The sequence below is a fragment of the Curtobacterium sp. PsM8 genome (assembly GCF_030433875.1).
GTDB lineage: Bacteria > Actinomycetota > Actinomycetes > Actinomycetales > Microbacteriaceae > Curtobacterium.
Map to the genome: position 1 here is coordinate 1 of NZ_JARUXD010000057.1, position 22,415 is coordinate 22,415.

A 22,415-nucleotide genomic window follows, 5' to 3' on the forward strand; every position below is an offset into this window, starting at 1 on the left:
CGCCGCGCGCCCCCCCCCGCCCCCCCCCCCCCCGCGGCGGGCCCCCGGGGGGGCGGGGGGCGCCCGCCCCCCCCCCCCCCCCCCACCGCGCGGCGGAGGTGAGCGTGGTGTTGTGACCAGTCGGGCACACGCCGCCCGCCGCCGCCGCCCGCCGCTCGGGGCGCGCCGCACCCGGCGGGCGCGCACGACGAAGGGCCCCGGCGGAAGCCGGGGCCCTTCGGGGTGGGAACGCTAGTTGCGGGAGCTGCTCGCCAGGATCGCCAGGATGCGCAGGATCTCGAGGTAGAGCCAGACCAGCGTGACGATGAGCCCGAAGGCCGCCGTCCACGCGTAGACACGGGGAGCACCGCGCTCGACACCGGTCTTGATCTGGTCGAAGTCGAGGATCAGCGAGTACGCCGCCATCAGCACCACGAAGATGCCGATCAGGACGCCCAGCGGGATGCCGAACAGCGTGACTCCGAGGAGGCCGAAGGCGCTCTGGGTCACACCGGTGAACATCAGCACGATGTTGACGAGCGAGAACGCCATGTACCCGACCATCGCGACCAGGAAGAACCGGGTCAGCTTCGGCGTCGCACGGACCTTGCCGGACGAGAACAGCAGCAGCGTGACGGCGAAGACACCGAGGGTGCCGAACACCGCCTGCGTGACGATGCCGTCCCACATCGTGTTGTACATGGCCGAGATGCCACCGACGAACAGTCCCTCGAAGAAGGCGTACGCCAGCACGAGTGCCGGCGACGGCTTCTTCTTGAAAGTGTTCACCAGGGCGAGGACGAACCCGACGATCGCGCCGACGATCCAGACGACCGGCGGCAGGTTCCAACCGGCGACCGAACCGACGATGAGCACGCCGAACGCCAGGAGCGTCTTGACGATCGTGTCCTCGTACGACATACGGCCGGTGTCGACCTTGTCGGCCGAGGGGCGGTCGTACATGTCACGGAGCTGGTCCGGCGACATGCCGGGCTGCTGCGGCGCCTGACCCCAGCCGGTCTGGCCGGACGGGGCCTGCGGGTAGCCGCCCTGCTGCGGGTACCCCTGCTGCGGGTAGGCGCCCTGCGGTGCGTTCGAGCCGGCGCCCCATGCGTTCCGGCCCGCGTCGTTGAAGGCGGGGGACTGGTCGAAACCGGGCTTGAAGGCCATGGTGTCCTCTGATTTCCTCTGGTGTGGAGTCGTGGATCCGGTACCCGGGTGGCATCGGATCGTGGGCTCGTGACGGAGTGCGGCGGTGCCGTTCCTTCGTGTCCTCACAGCCTACGGGCCGTCAGGGTCCGATGGCTGGGGATCCGCGGGAAGCGGAACCGGCGTCCGTGCTCCTGCGCGCTAGCCTATTGACGGTCGCTGTCGGTCCCCCGTGGGAACTCCGCACGCTCGCTGAACGTCCGCGACGACGCCGGGGTGGGTGGACACCGTGTTCACCCGCGCTCCGTATCGTCGCCGACATGCAGCCGCTCGTCATCGCCCACCGCGGAGCCTCCGGGTACCGCCCCGAGCACTCCCGCAGTGCCTACGAACTCGCGATCGAGCTCGGCGCCGACGCCATCGAGCCGGACCTGGTGCCGACGAAGGACGGGGTCCTGGTCCTCCGGCACGAGAACGAGGTCTCCGGCACGACCGACGTCGCCGACCGACCGGAGTTCCGCGACCGCCGCACCACGAAGACGATCGACGGGCACCGGCTCACCGGCTGGTTCACCGAGGACTTCACCTGGGACGAGGTGCGCACCCTGCGGACCCGTGAGCGCCTGCCGGAGCTGCGCCGCGCCTCCCGGCAGCACGACGGCGAGGACACGGTCCTGCGCCTGGAGGACCTGCTCGCGATCCTGGACGCCGCCCCGCGACCGGTGGGCCTGGTCGCCGAGGTGAAGCACGCCAGTGCGTTCGCGGCGGCGGGGTTCCCGATGGCCTCGCTCCTCGACGGCGTTCTCGGCGCCGCCGGCTGGCGCGGCGACGACCGGCTGACCGTCGAGTCGTTCGAGAAGGGCGTCCTCCGCCAGGTCGCCGAACACGGGACCGGTGGTCGGCTGGTGTACCTCCAGGAGGCCCGTGGTGCGGCCGCGGACGAGGTCGCCGCCGACGGTTCCGCCGCCACGACCTACGCCGCCGAGCGGACGGACGCGGCGCTCGCGCGGCTCGCGGCCGAGTTCCACGGCATCAGCGTCGACCTGCCGACCCTGATGGCCGGCGTCGACACCCGCGCCGTCGACGACCCCGGGCCGGTCCGGAGTGACATGGTCGACCGGGCGCACGCGGTCGGCCTGGCGGTCTACACGTGGACGCTGCGGCCGGAGAACCGGTTCCTGCCCGCGGCGCTCCGTCGTGGCGGCGAGCTGGCGGCGCTCGGCGACTGGGAACGGTGGTTCACCTCGGTCCTCCGCACGGGCGTCGACGGGGTGTTCGCGGACCACGCCGACCTCGCGGTGCGGGCCCGATCGCTCGCCGCGGAACGGTCCGACCGGGCCTGATCGGACGTCGGGGGTCGCGCCTAGACTGTCTCGGACATGACGATCGTGCTCGACCCCTCCGACCCCACGCCCGGCCGCACCGACGGCACGGGTGCCGGTGACCGCGCCTACCAGGACCCGTTCACCGCGGGCCTGAACCCCCAGCAGAAGGAAGCCGTCGAGTACCGCGGCGAGTCCCTGCTCATCGTCGCCGGTGCCGGCTCGGGCAAGACGAGCGTGCTCACCCGCCGCATCGCGCTGCTCCTGGCGAACCGCGAAGCCTGGCCGTCGCAGATCCTGGCGATCACGTTCACGAACAAGGCCGCGGCCGAGATGCGCGAGCGGGTCCAGGCACTCGTCGGGCAGGCGGCCGAGGGCATGTGGATCTCGACGTTCCACTCGGCGTGCGTGCGGATCCTCCGGCGCGAAGCCGAACGGTTCGGGTTCCCGCAGTCGTTCACCATCTACGACTCGGCGGACTCGCGGGCGCTGCTGAAGCGGATCATCAAGGACCTCGAGGCGGACACCCTCGGGCTGACCGTCGGTGCGGCGGCGTCGAAGATCTCGAAGCTCAAGAACGAGCTGCAGGACATCGACACCTACGCACGCAACATCAACGCGAGCGACCCGCAAGAGGTCATGTTCACCGAGGTGTTCCGTCGGTACACGAACGACCTGCGCCGGGCGAACGCGTTCGACTTCGACGACCTCATCGGGCAGACGGTCTTCCTGTTCCGGGCCTTCCCGGACGTCGCGGCGCTCTACCAGCGGCGGTTCCGGTACATCCTGGTCGACGAGTACCAGGACACGAACCACGCGCAGTACTCCCTGATCCGCGAGCTCACGCGGCCGGTGCCGGTCGAGCAGGTCGACAAGCTCGAGGACTCCGGGCAGCACGTCGCCCGGATGCGCGAGACCGACGGCACGATCGCCCCGGCGTCCCTGACCGTGGTCGGCGACTCCGACCAGTCGATCTACGCCTTCCGTGGCGCGGACATCCGCAACATCGTCGAGTTCGAGCGGGACTTCCCGAACTCGAAGGTCATCCTGCTCGAGCAGAACTACCGCTCGACGCAGAACATCCTCGACGCCGCGAACGCCGTCATCGCGAACAACTTCGACCGTCAGGCGAAGAGCCTGTTCACCGACGTCGGCGCGGGCGAGAAGATCGTCGGCTTCACCGGGTACACCGGCCATGACGAAGCCCAGTTCGTCGCGGACGAGATCCAGCGTCTGCACGAGGACGGCATGGACTACCGCGACATGGCGGTGTTCTACCGGACGAACTCGCAGACCCGTGCGCTGGAGGAGATCTTCATCCGCGCCGCGATCCCGTACCGGGTGCTCGGTGGCACGAAGTTCTACGAGCGTGCCGAGATCAAGGACGCCATGGCGTACCTGATCACCGTCGCGAACCCGGCCGACCCGCTGTCGCTCCGGCGCATCCTGAACGTGCCGAAGCGCGGCATCGGCGCCGTGACCGAGACCAGCTTGCAGCGCTACGCCGACGACCACGAGGTCTCGCTGCGGGAAGCCCTGCGGCACGCGGACGAGCTCGGCTTCGGGCCCAAGGTCCGGACGGCGATCACCTCGTTCGCCGCGTTGCTTGACGACGTCTCCGCGAAGGCCGCAGACCAGCCCGTGGTCGACACGCTGACCCAGCTGCTCGACGGGTCGGGGCTGCTCGAACAGCTCCGGAAGTCGCCGGACGCGCAGGACGCCGCCCGTGCGGACAACATCGACGAGCTCGTCGCCGTGACGCGGGAGTTCCAGAAGAACAACCCCGAGGGCACGCTGTCCGACTTCCTGACCGAGGTCTCGCTGGTGGCCGCGGCCGACGAGCTCGACGACTCGTCCGGCACGGTGTCCCTGATGACCCTGCACACCGCGAAGGGCCTGGAGTACGACGCCGTGTTCCTGACCGGTGTCGAAGAGGACCTGCTGCCGCACCGGATGTCCGCGAACGAGCCGGGCGGGCCCTCGGAAGAGCGCCGCCTGTTCTACGTCGGGATCACCCGCGCCAAGAAGGTCCTGTTCCTGTCGCTCGCGATGACCCGGGCGCAGTTCGGTGACGTCAACGTGGCGATGCCGTCGCGCTTCCTGCAGGAGATCCCCGAGGGCCTCATCGAGTGGAAGCAGTCGCCCGGCATGGCGAACAGCCGCGGTGGCACGCAGCCCCGGGCGATCAACGCCCGACGTGACGGCGGCAGCGCCGGCGGGTTCGGCGGCGCAGGCGGCAACGGTGGCGGTGGCTACCGCGGCGGTGGCGGCTGGGGCGGCGGGTCCTACGACCGCGCTGCTGCGGCGGCGAAGACCCGTCCGAAGACCGAGTGGGCGAACCGCGTCTCGGGGCAGGTCCGCGACAACGGGGACATGGAACTCGTCGCCGGCGACCGGATCTCGCACGTCGACTTCGGGCAGGGGACCGTCTCGGCGGTGACCGGCCAGGGCGCGAAGCGGATCGCCGAGATCGCGTTCGACACCGCCGGGCGGAAGAAGCTCCTCATCAAGATCGCCCCGATCGAGAAGCTGTAGGGGTCCTCACCGGTCTCCACCGGACTGGCGGGTCCGGCTCGCCTGGCGTTCACCGGGCGGTCCCGAGGTGTTCCCCGCCGGTGGCTACCGTCCGGGACTGTGCAGAACACTCCTCGTGACCCCGATCGCACTCCGGTCTCGCGCCGCGGCTTCCTCGTCGGCTCGGGCCTGGCTGGTGCCGCCGGCCTCGCCGCCGTCAACGGACTCGGCAGTGCGCCGGCCGTCGCAGAGCCCCTGACCGGTACCTCGCTGGCGGTACCCGGTGCGGCAGCGCACGCGGCGCAGTCGGTCGCATCCGCGGCGCACACCGGGCACACCGGGCGCTGGAAGCCGGACACCACGTCGCCCCGCTTCACCGTCGCGGTGATGCCGGACACGCAGTACATGTTCGACGGCGCCGCGGTGGACGAGGCGCCGATGCGTGCGTCGCTCGAGTACGTGGTCCGCGAGCAGTCCCGGCACAACACGGTGTTCCTCGTGCACCTCGGCGACCTGACGCAGAACGGTGCGGCGTCCGAGATGCAGGCGGCCGGCTCGGTCTTCGACGTGCTCGACCGGGCGGGGGCGCCGTACAGCGTGCTCGCCGGCAACCACGACATCGACTCGTCGACGGACGACCAGCGTGGTCGGACGCCGTACCTGGACGTGTTCGGCCCGCAGCGGTTCCGACGCTCGTCGAGCTGGATCGGGTCGAGCCCGGACGGGTACAACAGCGCGCACCGGTTCACGGCGGGCGGCCGCGAGTGGGTCGTGCTGGCGCTCGACTGGCACACCAGCGTCGGCGGCCTCGCCTGGGCCAGCTCGGTGCTCGCCGCCCGACCGCATGCGCCGGTGATCCTCACCACCCACACGCTCGTCGACTCGGACCCGACCGGAGGTGCCGCGTTCGACGCCTACGGGCAGCAGCTCTGGGACGCCTTCATCGCGCAGCACGACCAGGTGTTCCTCACCCTGAACGGGCACTACTGGGGCCCGGGGCGCACCACGAAGCAGAACGCGGCTGGGCACGACGTCGCACTGCACCTGACGAACTACCAGAACCGCTACTACGGCGGCGCAGCGATGATCCGGCTCTACCACGTCGACCTCGAGCGGAACGTCATCGACGTCGAGACGCTGTCGCCGTTCCTGCTCGGCGGCGGACTCGACGACACGAACGAGCTGGCCGCGCAGGAGCTCCGACTCAGCGGCGACGTCGACCGGTTCACGATGGCCATCGACTTCGACGCACGGTTCGCGGGGTTCGCGCCGGTCGCACCACGGGCCTCCCGTCCGGCGGCGCGCATGCTCGTGGCGGGGACGCTCGCGTACTGGCGGTTCGACGGCAACGCCGACGGCACGACGCTGGCGTCGTCCAGCCGGGTGCGCGACCAGAGCGGCCACGGGAACGACCTGGTGGTCGCCGCGCGGCCCGGCGCGGTCGCCGGAGCGCTGCGCTGGTCGACGGCACACCACCCTGACCAGCCGGGCGCCGGCAGCCTGGTGCTGCAGGGCGGCAAGCCCGGCGGTCAGCACCTGCAGACCGTCGACGCCGCACCGCTCAACGCCGAACACTTCGCCCACGGGTACACGGTGGAGGCCTTCTTCTCGCTGCCGACCACGTTCGACCCGAGCGCGAACGGGTTCAGCGCGCTGCTGTCCCAGTACTCGAGCGCGGGGCAGGTCGGCAAGGCCCGTTCGAGCGACGGCGACCCGGACGAACCCGCCGTGACGCTCAGCCTGTCCGGCGACCGCGAGCTGCAGTGGTGCGTCTACCCGGCGAGCCAGGACGGGTCGCTCACGAACTGGGGACACGAGCTGCCCCTCGGACAGTGGTGGCACGTCGCCGTGGTGAACGACCGGACCCACACCGTGCTGTACGTCGACGGGTGCCCCGTGGTGCGGAACCCGTCGACTCGGAACCGGGGGCTGAGCACCGTCGGCAAGCCCTGGCTGCTCGGCGGGTACCGCTACGGCGGCCTGCTCGACCAGGTGTTCGTCGGCTCGATCGGTGACGTGCGGATCGTCGGTCGGGCGCTGGAGCCGCGGGAGTTCATGATCGCCTGAGACGGCACCCGAGCGGGGTCGTCCCGACCGGCCCGGGCGGCTGAACCTGTCTGGCGCCTGCGTCAGCGGACCATGCGCGCCGCGACGAGCGGGGTGTCGCCGAGGTGCTCGGTCTTCGTCGCTCCGTCGCGCCGGAACCCGTTGCGCGCGTAGAACGCCTGCGCGCGGGGGTTGTCGTCCGCGACCCAGAGGTACGCCGGCACGTCGCCGAGCACCGCGTCGAGGAGCATCTGACCGGCCCCGGACCCGTAGGCGGCGGCCAGGACGTAGATGCCCTCGAGCTCACGGCTGCGGACGGGGTGCTCGTCGCGACCGGGACCCGCGGTCGCCCACCCCACGACGGTGCCGTCCTGCTCCGCGACCGCGACCGTGACGTCGGGGTCGGCCAGGACGCGCCGCCACCGGGTGGTCCGTGCGACGGGGTCGAGCGAGGCGAGGAACGCGGCGGGCAGCAGGTGGGCGTAGGCCTCTCGCCACGCTTGCACGTGCACCTCAGCGATCCCCGGGGCGTCCTGGTCGACGGCGGTACGGACGGTGGTGCGTGGTGCGGCCGGCATGGTCCGACGCTACCGCCGCGCACCACCGCCACCGCCACCGCTCCCGCCGCCGCACGCTGTCGAGGGCTGCTCGCGTCCGCCACGCCCGACCCCCTCGGACGGGTGACAAGGAGCAGAGGTAAGGTTAGCCTCACCTAACGTGACACCTCTCGACATGATCAGTCCCGACTCTGCCCAGCACTACCGGGAGGCCGTCGGTGCGACGGTCGACCGGCTCGCTGCCCGGATCGCCACCGCCGACCTGCCGACCACGAGCACCCCGGCCGCCGAACTGCACCGCCGCGTGCGGGCCATCGACCTCGACGCCCCGGCCATCGGCACCGACCGGGCGCTCGCCGAACTCGACGAGCTCTTCGTGCAGGAAGCGGTGTGGTTCCACACCCCCGGGTACCTCGCGCACCTGAACTGCCCGGTCGCCCTGCCCGCGGTCGTGGCCGAGGCCGTCCTGGCCGCCGTCAACCCGTCGGTCGACACCTGGGACCAGTCCCGCATCGGCACCGACATCGAGCGGCACGTGGTCGACTGGCTCGCCGGGCGGATCCGCTTCGCGGCCGGGGACGGCGTCTTCACCTCGGGTGGGTCCCAGTCGAACCTGCAGGCACTGCTGCTGGCCCGCGAAGCAGCGACGGACACCGCGGCGACCGACACCGCGGCGACCGGAACCTCGGCGACCCTCGACACCCTCGCCCTCTTCGCCACCGCCGAGACCCACTTCAGCGTCAAGAAGTCCGCCCGGCTGCTCGGCCTGCCCGACGCCGCCGTGATCGACGTCCCCACCGACCCCGCCGGTCGGATGCTCCCCGCAGCACTGGCGCAGGCGATCGCCGACGCCCGTGCCGCCGGCCGCACCCCGATGGCCGTCGTCGCGACCGCCGGCACGACCGACCGCGGCGTCATCGACCCGCTCGCCCCGATCGCCGACGTCTGCGACCTCGAGGGCGTCTGGCTGCACGTCGACGCCGCCTACGGCTGCGGCCTGCTCGTCTCGCCGACCCGGCGGCACCTGCTCGACGGCATCGAGCGTGCCCGGAGTGTCACGGCGGACCTGCACAAGTCCTTCTTCCAGCCGGTGTCGTCGAGCGTGCTCGTCGTGCGGGACCCGGCGGACCTGCGCCGCGCCTCCTGGCATGCCGACTACCTGAACCCGGAGGACGCGGCCGAACCGAACCAGGTCGACAAGTCGCTGCAGACCACGCGGCGGTTCGACGCGCTGAAGCTCTGGGCGACGCTCCGGGCCTCGGGTGCGGACGCCATCGGCACCGCGTTCGACGCCGTCATCGACCTGGCCGAGGCGACCCACGCACTGGTACAGGCGCACCCGGACCTGGAGCTCGTCGCGCCGACGCAACTGAGCACCGTGCTGTTCCGGTGGCAGCCGGCCGGCGTGACCGACGACGAGGCCGACGCGATGGTGGCGCCGCTCCGGGCCGCGCTGCTGGCGGAGGGGCGGGTGCTCATCGCCAAGACCGTGATCGCGGGACGGCCGTGCAACAAGCTCACGCTGCTCAACCCGGCGACGACACCCGAGCAGGTGCAGGCGTCGCTCGACCACGTCGTCGCGACCGCCGAGGGCCTCCGCCGAGCGACGGCCCCCACCACGACGACCGGAGCGAACCGATGAGCACCCCGACGACCCCCGACCACGTCCATGACGTCATCGGGATCGGCATCGGCCCGTTCAACCTGGGTCTCGCGTGCCTCACCGACCCGCTCGACGAGGTCGAGGCGGTGTTCCTCGACGCCGCCGACGGCTTCGCCTGGCACCACGGCATGATGCTCGACGGCGCGACGATCCAGGTGCCGTTCCTCGCCGACCTCGTGACGATGGCGGACCCGACCTCACCGTTCTCGTTCCTGGCGTGGCTCAAGGAGACCGGCCGCCTCTACCCCTTCTACATCCGCGAGGACTTCCACCCCCTGCGCTCCGAGTACGACGCCTACTGCCGGTGGGCCGCGGACCGGCTCGACACCTTGCGCTGGGGTCGCCGGGTGACCGCGGTGGAGCACGACCCCGCGACGGACCTGTTCACGGTGTCCGCCGAGACCGCCACCGGCACCGAGGTCCGTCGGGCGCGCCACGTCGTCGTCGGCGTCGGCACCGAGCCGTCGGTGCCCCCGGCCCTCCGCAGCCTGGCCGGGCCGGTGGTGCACTCCGCCGACTACCTGCCGAACCGCGACGCGCTCCGGCACGCCGGGTCGATCGCCGTGATCGGCAGCGGGCAGTCGGCGGCCGAGGTGTACCTGGACCTCCTCGAGGGGCTCCGCGAGGGCGGGTACCGGCTCGACTGGGTCACCCGGTCGCCGCGGTTCTTCACGATGGAGGACACCAAGCTCACGCTCGAGATGACGAGCCCCGAGTACACGGACCACTTCCACGCCCTGCCCGAACCCGTCCGTGACCGCCTGGGTCGCGAGCAGCGGAGCCTGTACAAGGGGATCAGCACGGACCTGGTCAGCGAGGTCTACGACACCCTGTACCGGATCAGCGCCCGCGGCCCGGTTCCGACGACCCTCCGCACCGAGACGAGCGTCACCGACGCGGTCTGGGACGCCGATCGTGGCACGTACCGCCTGACGCTCCGGCACGAGCAGCTCGGCGAGACGTACGAGCACGAGGTCGACCGCGTCGTCCTCGCCACCGGGTACACGCCGCGTCCGCCGCGCTTCCTCGACCCGGTCGAGCACCTGGTGCAGCGCGACTCGCGAGGCCGGCTCGCCGTCGCCCGCGACCACCACGTCGACACCCTCGGCGGCCGCATCTGGGTGCAGAACGCCGAGGAGCACACGCACGGCCTGACCGCGCCGGACCTCGGCATGGGCGCGTGGCGGAACGCCTCGATCATCCGGTCCGTCACGGGGCGCGAGGTCTACGGCCTGGAGGCCCGGATCGCCTTCCAGGAGTTCGGCCTGCCCGCCTCGGTGCGGGCCGGGCACGAGGCGGCGTCCGCATGAGCGCGGACGCGGCCCCGGGCCTCCTGTCCGTCGAACCGGTGGACCCGGACCGGGACGCCGCCCTGGTGCAGTCCTGGCTGGCGCACCCGGCGTCGTCGTGGTGGGGCATGCAGCAGGCCGACGTGGCGGAGGTGCGCGGGTACCTCCAGGCGGTGCGTGCGGACCCGGCGCAGGACGGCTGGCTCGTCGTCCGCGACGGACACCCGTGTGCCTACGCCGAGACGTACGACCCGGCACTCGTGCTGCTCACCGACGTCTGGCCGGCGCGGTCCGGCGACGTCGGCATGCACCTGCTCGTCGCACCGCCGCCCGCGGACGGCCGGGTGCACGGCCTGACCAGCGCCGTGATGCGGACCGTCGTCGAGCACTGTCGGGACGCCCTCGGTGCCCGTCGCGTGGTCGTCGAACCCGACGTCCGGAACACGGCCGTGCAGGCGAAGAACGCCGAGGTGGGGTTCCGGGTGCTGCGGGAGGTCGACGTCGACGGCAAGCGGGCGCTGCTCTCGGTCCTGGACACCGAGCGGATCGGGCAGCCGGACGACGACGGCCCTGCCGCACACCTGCGACCCGAGCACCTGGCGGTCGCCGAACGGCACCTCGTCGCCAAGGCGATCGCCGAGTTCACCCACGAACGGCTCGTCACTCCGCGGCCGGACGGGGACGGCTGGCTGCTCGACACCGGTGCCTCGCAGTACCGGTTCCGCGCCCGACGGCACGCGCTCGAGCACTGGTCGATCGACGAGCCATCGCTCACCCGGACCACCGGGTCGGACGGCCAGCCGGTCCCGCTCGACGCGCAGGACCTGGTCCTGGAACTCCGGGACGTCCTCGGGATCCCGGACGCCCTGATCGGCACCTACCTGGAGGAGGTCGCGTCCACCCTCGCCAGTGCCGCCGCGAAGCACCGCCGCGGGGGTCCGTCCGCCGCACAGCTCGCCCGCGGACGGCGCGACGGGGACGTCGTCGCCGGGTTCCAGGACGTCGAGGCCGCGATGACCGAGGGCCACCCGGCGTTCGTCGCTGCGAACGGCCGCATCGGGTTCGGCCTGGACGAGTACCGCGCCTACGCCCCGGAGTCCGGCGGACGCCTGCGCTACCGGTGGCTCGCCGCCCGTCGTGCGCACACTCACCTGGCGCTCGCCGCGGACCGCACCGAGGCCGAGCACTGGGCGGCCGAGCTCGACCCGGAGACCGTCGAACGCTTCCGGCAGACGCTGCGCCGGCGCGGCCTCGACCCGGACGAGTACGTCTGGTTGCCCGTGCACCCGTGGCAGTGGCAGCACCGGATCGCCGTGACGTTCGCGCCCGACCTCGGCCGGCAGGACCTGGTGGACCTCGGCGAGGGGCCGGACACCTACCAGCCGCAGCAGTCGATCCGGACGACGTTCAACCGGTCCCGGCCGGAGCGCTCGTACGTGAAGACGGCGTTGGCGGTGCAGAACATGGGGTTCCTCCGCGGGATGTCGCCGGCGTACATGCGCTCGACCCCGGCCGTGAACGACTGGGTCGCCGAGCTCGTCGCCGACGACCCCACCCTGCGCGCGGCCGGCTTCCGGGTGCTCCGGGAACACGCGGCCATCGGGTACACCGGCGACGCGTACCACCGGGTCGACGTGACGTCTCCGCAGCGGAAGATGCTCGCCGCGCTCTGGCGGGAGAGCCCGGTACCGCGGACCGAGCCGGGGGAGCGCCTGCTGACGATGGCGGCGCTGCTGCACCGGGACGCCGACGGACGTGCGGTGGCGTCGGAACTCGTCCGTGCCTCCGGTCTCGAGCCCGCCGAGTGGGTCCGCCGGTACCTCGACGCGTACCTGCGGCCCGTCGTGCACTGCCTGACCGTGCACGACCTGGCGTTCATGCCGCACAGCGAGAACCTGGTGCTCGTCGTCCGCGACGCGGTGGTGACGGGTGCGTTCATGAAGGACATCGGGGAGGAGGTCGCGGTCCTCGGTGTGCACGACGACCGCCCGGTGCCCGAGTCGATCGGGCGGATCGTGCACCCGGTGGACGACGCCGAGGCGGCGCTCGCCGTCCACACCGACGTGTTCGACGGGGTGCTGCGGTTCCTCGCCGCGGTGCTCGACGACGACGGGGTGCTGCCGGAGTCGGCGTTCTGGGAGCTCGTCGGCGGGTGCATCGACCGGCACGCGGCGGAACACCCGGACCGTCGTCGGCCGCTGGACCTCCGCGTGCGGTCGTTCGCGCACTCGTGCCTGAACCGGCTGCAGCTGCGGAACACCCTGACGATGGTCGACCTGGCGGACCAGTCGTCGTCGTTGATCCGGGCGGGGGAGATGCCGAACCCGATCGGGCGCGGCTGACGCGGCCAGGCCGGTGACCCCGCCCGGCCGGACGGGGTCACCGCCGCGCGGCTACGGCTGCAGCCGCGTCGCCGTCCAGGTGCCGTCGGTGTGCACGTACTGCAGGCGGCGGTGCATCCGGTCACGGCTGCCGTGCCAGAACTCGACCGTGTCGGGCTCCAGGCGCCAGGCGTCCCACAGCGGCGGCCGGGGCACGTCGTCGTCGGACTCCGCGAGCAGCTCGTTGGCGTCGTCGATGAGGTCCTGCAGCGTCCGCGGTTCGAGCACGGCGGACTGGTCGGCGATCGCGGTGGCGGCGCGGGACTTCGGCGAGCGGTCGGCGAACAGGGCGTCGGACTCCTCGTCGGAGAGCTGCACGACCCGACCCTCGAACCGCAGCTGCTGCATCGTCTCGCGCCAGTAGACCTGCAGTGCGGCGTGCGGGTTCTCGGCGAGCTGGCGGCCCTTGGGGCTCTCGGCCGAGGTGCCGAACACCAGCCCGCGGTCCTCGATCCGCTTGACGTCGACGGTCCGGGCGCTGACCCGGCCGTCGGCGCCGGCGGTCGCGAGGGTCATCGACATCGGCTCGGACACCTCGTGGTCACCGGCCTGGTCGAGCCAGAGACGCGCGAGGTCGAGCGGCGAGGCCGGAGGCGCGTCGAACTCGGGCAGGTGCAGGGAATCGTCCCCGGACAGCGAAGCAGACATGTCCCCACTCAACCGCGCTCAGTCCGTCCACGTCCAGGCTGCCGGGGGACGACCCGCCCGCCCGGTGCCGGCCCGCGTCACCGGTGCCACCGCGGGGTCGAGCCGGGTCAGTGCCGGGTTCGTCCGGAGCGCCCGGTTGAGGTTGCCCGCGTCGGGTGTCACCCCGGTCAGGGCGACGACGAGCCGCGCCGCGTCCGGTGTGGTGAACCGCTCGCCGAGCAGCGCCCGGGTCAGCGGTGTGTCCGACCAGAGCCGGGTCCGGGCGTGGTCGAGCGCCGCGGCGATGATCCGGTCGTGGTCGAACGGCAGCCCGAGCGGCAGGTCCGTCGCGTCATGCCACCGCACGGCGTCGTCGACGGCGGTCGACCCGGCGGTCACGGCGAGGAACGCGATGCTGATCGCGGCGCTCCGCGGGTCGCGCTCGGGGCCGTCGAACGCCCCGACCTGGGCGAGGTGCCGGACCGCCGCCGCATCCACCCCGGTCTTGGTCCGCAGGGCGCGTCGCGCACCGTCGGCGAGGAGTTCCGGACCGTCCAGCAGGACGCCGGGCAGCGCCTCCCGTCCGACGAACGGCTCGTACCGCCGCCGGGCGGTGGCGACCCGGAGACCACCCGGCCCCGCCGTGTCGCCCGCACCAGTACCGGCGCCGTCGAACGCGACGAGGACGACGTCCACGGCGATCAGCGGCTGGTCGCGGACCGCCGCCGGGGCGGCCCCGGTCACGCGGTCGCCGCCACCGGGTCGGTGTCGGTGCCGGCGGCAGCCGCGCGACGGGCGGCGCGGTCGGCCCGTTCGCGACGGAGGGTCTCGCGGACGTCGGCGAAGGACTGGAGGACCGTGAACCGCCCGTCGACCCACACCGGCTGGAGCAGGCTGGTCGCCTCGTCCTCCGGCGTGGCCTGGTCGGTCTGCCGGATCTCGCCGGTCGCATCGCGGTGCAGGGCGATGCGGCCCTTCGCGCTCTTCTTGCCGCTGCCGGTCTTCGGGTCCTTCTGGATGTCGACCGGCTCACCGTTCACCAGTGCCCACGTGGCCTTGACCGCGCTGCCGAGGTTGTCACGGGTCATGAACTGGTACGTGTACGACCCGATGCCGAGCACCACGTTGTCGCTGGCGTAGCCCTTCGCGGCGAGGCGCTCGTAGATGCGGCGCGCCCGGTCGAGGGTGATGCTGTCGCCGTAGATCACGCCGATGTGCTGGTCGAGGACCTTGTAGCCGCGCTCGTTGACGGTGTGGCCGAACAGCTCGTCGAGCAGTTCCACGACGCCCTTCTGCTCGTCGCTGCGGTCGGCGGCGGAGAGCTCGGCCTCGTCGACGCCGTGCACGGTGCCGGTGACGATGTCGACCGGGTCGCCGGAGTCGGGGCGGATCACGAGCTTGCCGTCGCGCGCCATGATGCGGTCCTCGAGCTGCGGCAGCACCTCGGTGAGCACCTTGAACAGGTCGAAGCCGTCGCTGACCGCCGAGACGACCCCGGTCGGGTACACGTCGAGGATCTGCCGGAAGGTCTCGAGCTCGCCGTCGGCACCGCGGACGCACATCACGCTGTGCTCGGTCGCCGGGACGCTCGCCGCCACCCAACCGTTGTCGCCGGGGTAGTAGCGGGCGATGTGGTCGAGCGACGGCATCGAGTCGGTGCCGAGGAAGGAGAGCAGGTGTCCGGCGCCGGACGCTGCCGCGGACTCGATGCTGGTCTGCCCGCGGAACGAGAAGTCGTGGGCGGCGAAGTCGATGCTCGCCGGGTCCGCCCCGGTGCGTTCGGCCCACTCCTCCATCAGGTCGCGGTACTCGAGCGCCTTCGTGGCGACCGTGGACGGGTGCCAGATCGACGCCGACAGGGCGGTCTCGATGTAGTTCGGCAGCCACGAGAACGCGTCGACGGTGTTCTCGACGGTCAGGGTCGCGACGCCGATCGGGGCGAGGGTGCCCTCGGGCAGGGCGCGGATCTCGAGGGGAAGGTAGCCGAGGCGGTGCAGGGCGCGGACGTGGTCGCTGCCGATGGTGTTCGGGCCGAAGTAGCCCTCGAGTGCCTGCTCGAACAGGTCGCAGACCAGGTCCTCGTCGGCGGCGAAGAACGGCGCCCACGCCTCGACCAGGTACCGCTGGATGAAGGCCTGCAGCCCGAAGACGACCGCGTGCGTCGACTCCGGCATGTGCGCGTTCGACCGGTTCGTCCAGTTGATGAGGATCCGCGTGGTGCCCTCGGGGTAGAGCTGCCGGTGCGAGTGCTTGTAGCCGTCGACGGCCAGGAGCGGGGCGATCGGGCTGGCGGTGGTGATCCGCGGCTCGAGGCCGGCAGTGGTGCTCGTGCTTGTGGTGCTCGTCGTGTTCGTCATCGGATCTCCTCGGTGAGGTACGGGGTCAGGGGGACGGTGCGCAGGCCCTCGATGGCGTTCTGCGCGGGGTACGAGTCGGTGGTGACGATCTCGCCGAAGTGGTCGGCGAGCTGGGCGGCCCGGCCGGAGAAGACGCCGTGCGAGACCCAGAGGCCCAGGCGCTCCTTCGGCAGTCCGGTGCTGCCCGCGAGGCCCATGAAGGTGCCGCCGCCGTCGCAGATGTCGTCGACGACGAGGAACCGGCCGGTGTCGGGCAGCGGCTCGCAGGTGAAGCCGTCGAGCTTCCCGGTGTCCGGGTTGCGGTGCTTCTCGGCGCGGTACACCGGCAGCCCGCAGGCGTCGGCGGCCGCGGTGGCCCGGGCGACCGCGCCGGCGTCCGGGGCGATGATGCCCTGGTAGGCCTGCTCGGTGCCGGGTGCGCCGACCACCTCGTCGCGGACGATGCGGGCACTCGCCACGACGGTGAGGTCCTCGATCAGACCGACGATGACCGGCGAGTGCGGGTCGAACGCGATCACCTGGTCGATGTGGAAGCCGTTGAGGATGTCCGCGTAGACCTTCGCACCGAACGGCAGGCCGCGGTCCTGGCGGGCGCCGGGCAGGTACGGCACGAGGGCGACGGAGCGGGAGCCGCGCTGCCGGACCGCGTCCGCCCACATGCCGAGCATGACGAGGTCGTCGCCGCTCGTGCCGCGGAGCGTCGCGACCTCGACGAGGTCCGTCGCCAGGATCTGGGTGGCGGCGGCGTCTGCCGACTCGTCGGGACCGGCCGCGACCTTGACGTGTGCCTCACCCGCGGGGAACCGCATGGTGGTGAACGTCGGGGTGGTCGGCTGGCCGGAGCGGGTCCGGGTGCTGAGTTCGACTGCCATGACCCGACCGTAGCACTGTTCTTGTCGCTATGACAAGAAACTGGTCGGATCGGGTTCAGGCCGCGGCGTACCGCCGGGCGGTCCGGTGCATGGCACGGAGGAGCAGCGGCCCCGGCAGACGGAGCAGCGCCCCGGGCAGGACGGCACGGAGCAGCCGGAGCCCCGTCACGGTCCGGTGGAAGCGACGGACCTCCCGCGGGCCCCACGGGAAGCCGTACTGCGTCCGGACCGGCGCCGGCAGCATCCCCACCGTGACGACCCGGACGACCGGCATCACGGCGCGGACCCAGGCCGGGGCGTGCCGCGGGTGCAGCAGGTCGCGCACCACACCGCGGGCGTCGTCGGTGACCCGGAGCTGCGCGAGCGTCGACGCCCAGTACCGCTCGAAGGCCGCCATCGAGTCCGGCCACCGCTCCGCCGGCACCCGCAGCGCGGTCGCGATCGGCGCGTACGCCCGGAGGACGTCCTCGGCCCGCTCGTCGTCGACCGTGCTGCCGAGCAGGCGGTGCGCCCGGAGCGCGGAGTCGACGAGCGTGGCCGCGACCCAGAGCTGCCGGTCGCAGTCGTCGGCGCCGGTCACCGGTCGGTGCGCGTGCGTCACGAACGACGCCGCGACGGCAGCGTCCTCGGGCGTCCCGACCACGACGGCGTAGACGTACATCAGGGTGTGCGCCAGGCGCTGCTGCGGTCGGCGCGCGAAGTCCGAGTGGCGGCGCACCCCGGCTGCCACCACCGGGTCCGCGATCTGCAGCAGGATCGCGCGGCCGCCGGCCGCGACGGGCGTGCTGTCGGCGAGGAACCGGCGGAGCGCCGGGTCGCGGTCGCCGTGGGGGTGACCCGGGGACGGACGGGAGGCCCGGCGCACGTCGCGCGCCGAGCCTCCCGTCCGTCGGTCGGTCACGGTCGGTGCTCCGATCAGCCGGTGTCGTCGGATCGGCTCTGCTTCGTCCGATCGGTTCAGAGCGGCTTCGTGCCCAGGTCGCCACCGAGGTCGGGACGGTCGTCGCCGTGCTCCCACATGTCCGGCGACCCCTCGTTCGGTGCGCCACCGGTGGGGCCGTCGTCGGTGCCGTCGCCGAGCTGCGGCTCGACGGTCTCGCCGGCGACGGCGTCGTTCGTCACGGTCTCGAGTGCCTCTTCGGCGTCGTCGGCCTCGAAGCCGCCGACGTACTCGCGGTCGACGTCGTCGGCGCGGCCCTGGTCGTCGGAGTCGCTGACGCCGTCGCTGAACGCGTCGCCTGGGGTGGTTCCGGGGTCGGACATGGTCGCTCCTGTCGGTCGTCGTGGTGGTGCGTGGTGGGCGGTCCCGCGGTGTGCGGTGTGCACCCGCCCACCGGTCCTTGGTACCCGGGTGCCGGTGGGAGTGCGCGCGGAGCCCGGGGGACGTGCCGGGTGGCGGCGGGCCGTGGAGCGCACCGCCGGGCCCCGGCGCTGCCGATCGTGGCCGGTTCGCGCACCGTTCACCCGGTGGTCACCGACGGGTCACCCTCCCGGTGTCTACTGCACGTGCTCGGGGGAGTGGAGCGCGGTCGCCGACGGGTGGTCGAGCGACCGCGCCTTCCCCCTCCACACCCGCCAGACCCGCCAGACCCGCCGGAGTCGCGCACGGACGCGCTCGCGGAGTCGGTTCAGACCCGCTCGAGCAGGTGCCGTTCGGTGACGTCCTGCAGGGCGAGCGTGCGGTAGCCGGCGGACTCGAAGAACACCGTCAGCCGGTCGTCCTCGGTGCTCATCACGGTGCCGCGACCCCACTCGGCGTGCTCGACCGGCGCGTCCGGCGGCCACTCGGTGTCGTGCGACCCGTCGGCGCCGTGGGCGTCCGCGTCGGTGGCGGTGCCGGCGGAGCAGGTGTCGCAGTTGCCGCACGGCTCGGGCAGTTCGTCGCCGAAGTAGCCGAGCAGGAACTGCCGACGACAGCCGGTCGTCTCGGCGAAGCGCCGCATCATCTCGATGCGGGACTCCTCGACGCGCTCCCGTTCCTTCGCGTGCCGCTTGGCGAGTTCGGCCGCGGCGACGGCGTCGGCGGGGCCGTCCGGGGCGCGACGCAGGCCGTCACGATCGTCGATCAACGCGCCGGCGTCCACCAGCGTGTTCACCACGCGGCCGGCGGTGCGGGCGGCGAGCCCGGCCCGCTCGGCGACCTCGGAGCGGGCGAGCGTGCCGGCGGCGGGCACCGCGTCGAACACCGCGCGGAGCGACGCCGGACGGGGCGACCCGGACGCGAAGAACCGGCGGAGCCCGAGGTCCTCGGACCGGTAGTGCAGGGTGGCGAGTCCGACGTCGCCGTCCCGACCGGCCCGGCCGACCTCCTGGTAGTAGGCGTCGACGGACTCGGGCACGTCGGCGTGCACGACGAAGCGGACGTCGGGCTTGTCGATGCCCATGCCGAACGCACTCGTGGCGACGACGACGTCCAGTTCGCCGTCCAGGAACTCGTGGTGCACGTGCTCCCGGTCCCGCACCCGGAGACCCGCGTGGTACGCCTTCGCACGACGGCCGCTCTCGACGAGTTCGTCGGCGTAGACGAGGGTCTCGGCCCGGGTGGCGACGTAGACGATGCCCGCGCCCTCGAGCCCCACGACCTGCTCGACGACCGCCTCGCGCTTCGCCACCTCGTCGGTGTGGCGCTGCACCTCGAAACGCAGGTTCGGCCGGTCGAACCCGGTGGCCACGACGAGCGGGTCGCGCATGCCGAGCCGCTCGACGATCTCGGTGCGGACCGGGGTCGAACCGGTCGCGGTCATCGCCAGGACCGGCGGGCGGCCGAGGCGTTCGACGACCTCTCCGAGGACCAGGTAGTCCGGGCGGAAGTCGTGGCCCCAGCTGGAGACGCAGTGCGCCTCGTCGACGGTGACCAGGGCGACACCGGCCTCGCGCAGCCGGTCCACGACCTCGTCCTTGGCGAGCTGCTCCGGTGCGAGGAAGACGTAACGGGCCTCACCGGACGCGACGGCCTGCCACGCGTCGTCGAGCTCCCGGTGTGCCCGGGTGGCGTTGATGGTCACGGCACGCGGTGCGTCCGGGTGGTCCTCGATGCCGACGACCTGGTCCTCCTGCAGGGCCACGAGCGGCGAGACCACGACGACGGGGCCGTCGAGGGCGAGGGCGGCGACCTGGTAGATCGCGGACTTGCCCGAGCCGGTCGGCATCAGGGCGATGGCGTCGCGTCCGGCGAGGACCGCGTCGACCACGGTCTGCTGGGCGTCGCGGAGTTCCCAACCGAAGACGTCGGCGGCACGGGTACGGAGTTCGTTCTGCACCTGATCGACCGTGCCCGCGCTGCGCTGGCGGGCCGTTCGGGGACTGCGCACCGCGGACGAGCGATCTGTACCCCGCTCGTCTCGGCGGTCGTCCCGGCGGTTCTCCACAGGTTGCCGGCGGCGGAACCGTCCGTCCACCTGCCGGCGCTAGGCTCGGACGCGGCCGTTGTCTCGACATCGAGCGACCCTCGATGGAGAGTGCTGCGACCCGATGACCGATGCCGATCGCACGAACCGTGCGGGAAGAAGAACAGCGTGGATCTTTTCGAGTACCAGGCCAGGGACCTCTTCGAGTCCTACGGCGTCCCTGTGCTGCAGGGCATCATCGCCGACACCCCAGAGCAGGCGAAGGCCGCAGCCGAGCAGATCGGCGGCGTGGTCGTCGTCAAGGCGCAGGTGAAGGTCGGCGGCCGCGGCAAGGCGGGCGGCGTCAAGGTCGCGAAGACCCCGGACGAGGCGTTCGCGCATGCGCAGGCGATCCTCGGCCTCGACATCAAGGGCCACACCGTCCAGCGTGTGATGGTCGCCCAGGGTGCCGACATCGCCGAGGAGTTCTACTTCTCGGTGCTGCTCGACCGGGCCAACCGCTCGTACCTGTCGCTCGTCAGTGTCGAGGGCGGCATGGAGATCGAGCAGCTCGCGGTCGAGAAGCCCGAGGCGCTCGCCCGGGTCGAGGTGAACCCGCTGACCGGCATCAACCAGGAGGCGGGCGAGGCGATCGCGCGCCAGGCCGGGTTCCCGGACGAACTCGTCGAGCAGGTCGCCGGCGTCTTCGTGAAGCTCTACGACGTCTTCGCAGGCGAGGACGCCACCCTGGTCGAGGTCAACCCCCTCGTCCGCACCGGCGACGGCCAGATCCTGGCGCTCGACGGCAAGGTCACCCTCGACGAGAACGCCGACTTCCGCCACGAGGGGCACGGTGCACTCGAGGACACCGCGAGCGAAGACCCGCTCGAGGCCAAGGCGAAGGCCCACGGCCTGAACTACGTCAAGCTCGACGGCCAGGTCGGCGTCATCGGCAACGGCGCCGGGCTCGTCATGTCGACGCTCGACGTCGTCGCCTACGCCGGTGAGCGCCACGGCGGCGTGAAGCCCGCCAACTTCCTCGACATCGGTGGCGGCGCCTCGGCAGAGGTCATGGCCAACGGCCTCGACGTCATCCTCGGCGACCCGCAGGTGAAGAGCGTCTTCGTGAACGTCTTCGGCGGCATCACCGCCTGCGACGCCGTCGCGAACGGCATCGTCGCCGCACTGGGCATCCTCGGCGACGCGGCCACCAAGCCGCTCGTCGTCCGCCTGGACGGCAACAACGTGGAAGAGGGCCGACGGATCCTGGCGGAGGCAGCACACCCGCTGGTCACCGTCGCCGCGACCATGGACGACGCGGCCGAGAAGGCCGCCGAACTCGCCGCCGCAGCGGCCTGAAGGGACTGACCATGTCGATCTTCCTCAACAAGGACTCCAAGGTCATCGTCCAGGGCATCACGGGTGGTGAGGGCACGAAGCACACCGCCCTCATGCTCAAGGCCGGCACGCAGGTCGTCGGCGGTGTCAACGCACGCAAGGCCGGCACGACCGTCACCCACGGCGACGTCGAGCTGCCCGTCTTCGGCTCGGTGCGTGAAGCCATCGACACCACCGGTGCCGACGTCTCGATCGTCTTCGTCCCGCCGGCGTTCGCGAAGGACGCCGTGATGGAGGCCATCGACGCCGAGATCCCCCTCGTCGTCGTCATCACCGAGGGCATCCCGGTGCAGGACTCCGCCGAGTTCTGGGCACACGCCAAGGCCCTCGGCGCGAAGACCCGGATCATCGGCCCGAACTGCCCGGGCATCATCACCCCGGGGGAGTCGCTCGTCGGCATCACCCCGGCGACGATCACCGGCAAGGGCCCGATCGGTCTCGTGTCGAAGTCCGGCACCCTGACCTACCAGATGATGTACGAACTGCGTGACCTGGGCTTCTCGACCGCCATCGGCATCGGCGGCGACCCGGTCATCGGGACGACGCACATCGACGCGCTCGCCGCGTTCGAGGCCGACCCCGAGACCGAGGCCATCGTGATGATCGGTGAGATCGGTGGTGACGCCGAAGAACGTGCCGCCGACTACATCAAGGCGCACGTCACGAAGCCGGTCGTCGGCTACGTCGCGGGCTTCACCGCGCCGGAGGGCAAGACGATGGGCCACGCCGGCGCGATCGTCTCCGGTTCCGCCGGCACGGCCGAGGCGAAGAAGCAGGCGCTCGAGGCCGCGGGCGTCAAGGTCGGCAAGACCCCGTCCGAGACCGCGGCGCTGCTGCGCGAGGTCGTCGCGGCGAAGTAGTCGCAGGCCCCCACCAGTCTCTTATACACATCACCGAGCCCACGAGACGAACGCAATAATCTCGTATGGCGTCGT

At 72.1% G+C, this 22,415-nt stretch carries 17 protein-coding genes; 8 read left to right on the forward strand and 9 right to left on the reverse strand.

Annotated features, from left to right (window positions below; all coding sequences use genetic code 11):
- Positions 1 to 231 precede the first annotated feature (231 nt).
- A complete protein-coding gene (locus tag QCD68_RS12920; protein WP_301223285.1) occupies positions 232 to 1,149 on the reverse strand; it encodes a Bax inhibitor-1/YccA family protein in 918 nt (305 codons plus the stop codon).
- A gap of 299 nt (positions 1,150 to 1,448) precedes the next feature.
- Between QCD68_RS12920 and QCD68_RS12925 the strand changes: the two genes are divergently transcribed.
- From QCD68_RS12925 to QCD68_RS12935, 3 genes are all read left to right on the forward strand, one after another.
- Positions 1,449 to 2,471: a glycerophosphodiester phosphodiesterase family protein gene (locus QCD68_RS12925; RefSeq protein ID WP_301223286.1), complete on the forward strand. Its 1,023-nt coding sequence runs from the start codon at positions 1,449 to 1,451 to the stop codon at positions 2,469 to 2,471.
- Between the two features lie 36 nt (positions 2,472 to 2,507).
- Complete coding sequence (locus QCD68_RS12930; RefSeq protein WP_301223287.1) at positions 2,508 to 4,985, forward strand: ATP-dependent helicase; 2,478 nt, start codon at positions 2,508 to 2,510, stop codon at positions 4,983 to 4,985.
- Between the two features lie 99 nt (positions 4,986 to 5,084).
- Positions 5,085 to 7,031, forward strand: coding sequence for a LamG-like jellyroll fold domain-containing protein (locus QCD68_RS12935; RefSeq protein WP_301223288.1), 1,947 nt, complete (start codon positions 5,085 to 5,087; stop codon positions 7,029 to 7,031).
- A gap of 62 nt (positions 7,032 to 7,093) precedes the next feature.
- On the opposite strand, the gene QCD68_RS12940 is transcribed toward QCD68_RS12935, so the two are convergent.
- A complete protein-coding gene (locus tag QCD68_RS12940; protein ID WP_301223289.1) occupies positions 7,094 to 7,588 on the reverse strand; it encodes a GNAT family N-acetyltransferase in 495 nt (164 codons plus the stop codon).
- A gap of 139 nt (positions 7,589 to 7,727) precedes the next feature.
- Here QCD68_RS12940 and QCD68_RS12945 point away from each other — a divergent pair, with 139 nt between their 5' ends.
- The 3 genes from QCD68_RS12945 to QCD68_RS12955 are packed head-to-tail and all read left to right on the forward strand — an operon-like array spanning position 7,728 to position 12,861.
- Positions 7,728 to 9,209, forward strand: coding sequence for a pyridoxal phosphate-dependent decarboxylase family protein (locus QCD68_RS12945; RefSeq protein WP_441005187.1), 1,482 nt, complete (start codon positions 7,728 to 7,730; stop codon positions 9,207 to 9,209).
- A complete protein-coding gene (locus QCD68_RS12950; RefSeq protein WP_301223290.1) occupies positions 9,206 to 10,540 on the forward strand; it encodes a lysine N(6)-hydroxylase/L-ornithine N(5)-oxygenase family protein in 1,335 nt (444 codons plus the stop codon). Before QCD68_RS12945 ends, QCD68_RS12950 begins: the two co-directional genes overlap by 4 nt.
- Positions 10,537 to 12,861, forward strand: a complete 2,325-nt coding sequence (locus tag QCD68_RS12955) for a GNAT family N-acetyltransferase (protein WP_301223291.1) — start codon at positions 10,537 to 10,539, stop codon at positions 12,859 to 12,861. Before QCD68_RS12950 ends, QCD68_RS12955 begins: the two co-directional genes overlap by 4 nt.
- Before the next feature lie 51 nt (positions 12,862 to 12,912).
- Here the strand turns inward: QCD68_RS12955 and QCD68_RS12960 are convergent, their stop codons facing one another.
- From QCD68_RS12960 to QCD68_RS12990, 7 genes are all read right to left on the reverse strand, one after another.
- Positions 12,913 to 13,548: a pyridoxine/pyridoxamine 5'-phosphate oxidase gene (locus QCD68_RS12960; protein ID WP_301223292.1), complete on the reverse strand. Its 636-nt coding sequence runs from the start codon at positions 13,546 to 13,548 to the stop codon at positions 12,913 to 12,915.
- An 18-nt stretch (positions 13,549 to 13,566) separates the two neighbouring features.
- Positions 13,567 to 14,271 (reverse strand): NUDIX domain-containing protein, encoded by a 705-nt coding sequence (locus QCD68_RS12965; protein ID WP_301223293.1) that lies wholly within the window; start codon positions 14,269 to 14,271, stop codon positions 13,567 to 13,569.
- Complete coding sequence (locus tag QCD68_RS12970) at positions 14,268 to 15,884, reverse strand: nicotinate phosphoribosyltransferase (protein WP_301223294.1); 1,617 nt, start codon at positions 15,882 to 15,884, stop codon at positions 14,268 to 14,270. Before QCD68_RS12970 ends, QCD68_RS12965 begins: the two co-directional genes overlap by 4 nt.
- Positions 15,881 to 16,756, reverse strand: coding sequence for a ribose-phosphate pyrophosphokinase (locus QCD68_RS12975; protein WP_301223295.1), 876 nt, complete (start codon positions 16,754 to 16,756; stop codon positions 15,881 to 15,883). The genes QCD68_RS12970 and QCD68_RS12975 overlap by 4 nt, the downstream gene beginning before the upstream one ends.
- 55 nt (positions 16,757 to 16,811) lie before the next feature.
- Positions 16,812 to 17,657 (reverse strand): oxygenase MpaB family protein, encoded by an 846-nt coding sequence (locus QCD68_RS12980; protein ID WP_301223296.1) that lies wholly within the window; start codon positions 17,655 to 17,657, stop codon positions 16,812 to 16,814.
- A 56-nt stretch (positions 17,658 to 17,713) separates the two neighbouring features.
- Entirely contained in the window at positions 17,714 to 18,019 is a 306-nt protein-coding gene (locus QCD68_RS12985) for a hypothetical protein (RefSeq protein WP_221850165.1), read from the reverse strand.
- Between the two features lie 365 nt (positions 18,020 to 18,384).
- Complete coding sequence (locus QCD68_RS12990) at positions 18,385 to 20,016, reverse strand: RecQ family ATP-dependent DNA helicase (protein WP_301223297.1); 1,632 nt, start codon at positions 20,014 to 20,016, stop codon at positions 18,385 to 18,387.
- A 255-nt stretch (positions 20,017 to 20,271) separates the two neighbouring features.
- On the opposite strand from QCD68_RS12990, the gene sucC reads away from it, so the two are divergent.
- Positions 20,272 to 21,441, forward strand: a complete 1,170-nt coding sequence (sucC, locus tag QCD68_RS12995; RefSeq protein ID WP_111073871.1) for an ADP-forming succinate--CoA ligase subunit beta — start codon at positions 20,272 to 20,274, stop codon at positions 21,439 to 21,441.
- Positions 21,442 to 21,452: 11 nt separating this feature from the next.
- Complete coding sequence (sucD, locus tag QCD68_RS13000; protein ID WP_111073870.1) at positions 21,453 to 22,340, forward strand: succinate--CoA ligase subunit alpha; 888 nt, start codon at positions 21,453 to 21,455, stop codon at positions 22,338 to 22,340.
- Positions 22,341 to 22,415 lie beyond the last annotated feature (75 nt).

Excerpts from the sequence above, each read along its gene's own strand:
- QCD68_RS12930 (WP_301223287.1), top strand. The coding sequence starts at position 2,508 with ATGACGATCGTGCTCGACCCCTCCGACCCCACGCCCGGCCGCACCGAC.
- QCD68_RS12955 (WP_301223291.1), top strand. The coding sequence starts at position 10,537 with ATGAGCGCGGACGCGGCCCCGGGCCTCCTGTCCGTCGAACCGGTGGAC.
- sucD (WP_111073870.1), top strand. The coding sequence starts at position 21,453 with ATGTCGATCTTCCTCAACAAGGACTCCAAGGTCATCGTCCAGGGCATC.
- QCD68_RS12960 (WP_301223292.1), bottom strand. The coding sequence starts at position 13,548 with ATGTCTGCTTCGCTGTCCGGGGACGATTCCCTGCACCTGCCCGAGTTC.
- QCD68_RS12975 (WP_301223295.1), bottom strand. The coding sequence starts at position 16,756 with ATGGCAGTCGAACTCAGCACCCGGACCCGCTCCGGCCAGCCGACCACC.
- QCD68_RS12950 (WP_301223290.1), top strand. The coding sequence starts at position 9,206 with ATGAGCACCCCGACGACCCCCGACCACGTCCATGACGTCATCGGGATC.
- QCD68_RS12925 (WP_301223286.1), top strand. The coding sequence starts at position 1,449 with ATGCAGCCGCTCGTCATCGCCCACCGCGGAGCCTCCGGGTACCGCCCC.
- QCD68_RS12970 (WP_301223294.1), bottom strand. The coding sequence starts at position 15,884 with ATGACGAACACGACGAGCACCACAAGCACGAGCACCACTGCCGGCCTC.
- QCD68_RS12940 (WP_301223289.1), bottom strand. The coding sequence starts at position 7,588 with ATGCCGGCCGCACCACGCACCACCGTCCGTACCGCCGTCGACCAGGAC.
- QCD68_RS12985 (WP_221850165.1), bottom strand. The coding sequence starts at position 18,019 with ATGTCCGACCCCGGAACCACCCCAGGCGACGCGTTCAGCGACGGCGTC.
- QCD68_RS12920 (WP_301223285.1), bottom strand. The coding sequence starts at position 1,149 with ATGGCCTTCAAGCCCGGTTTCGACCAGTCCCCCGCCTTCAACGACGCG.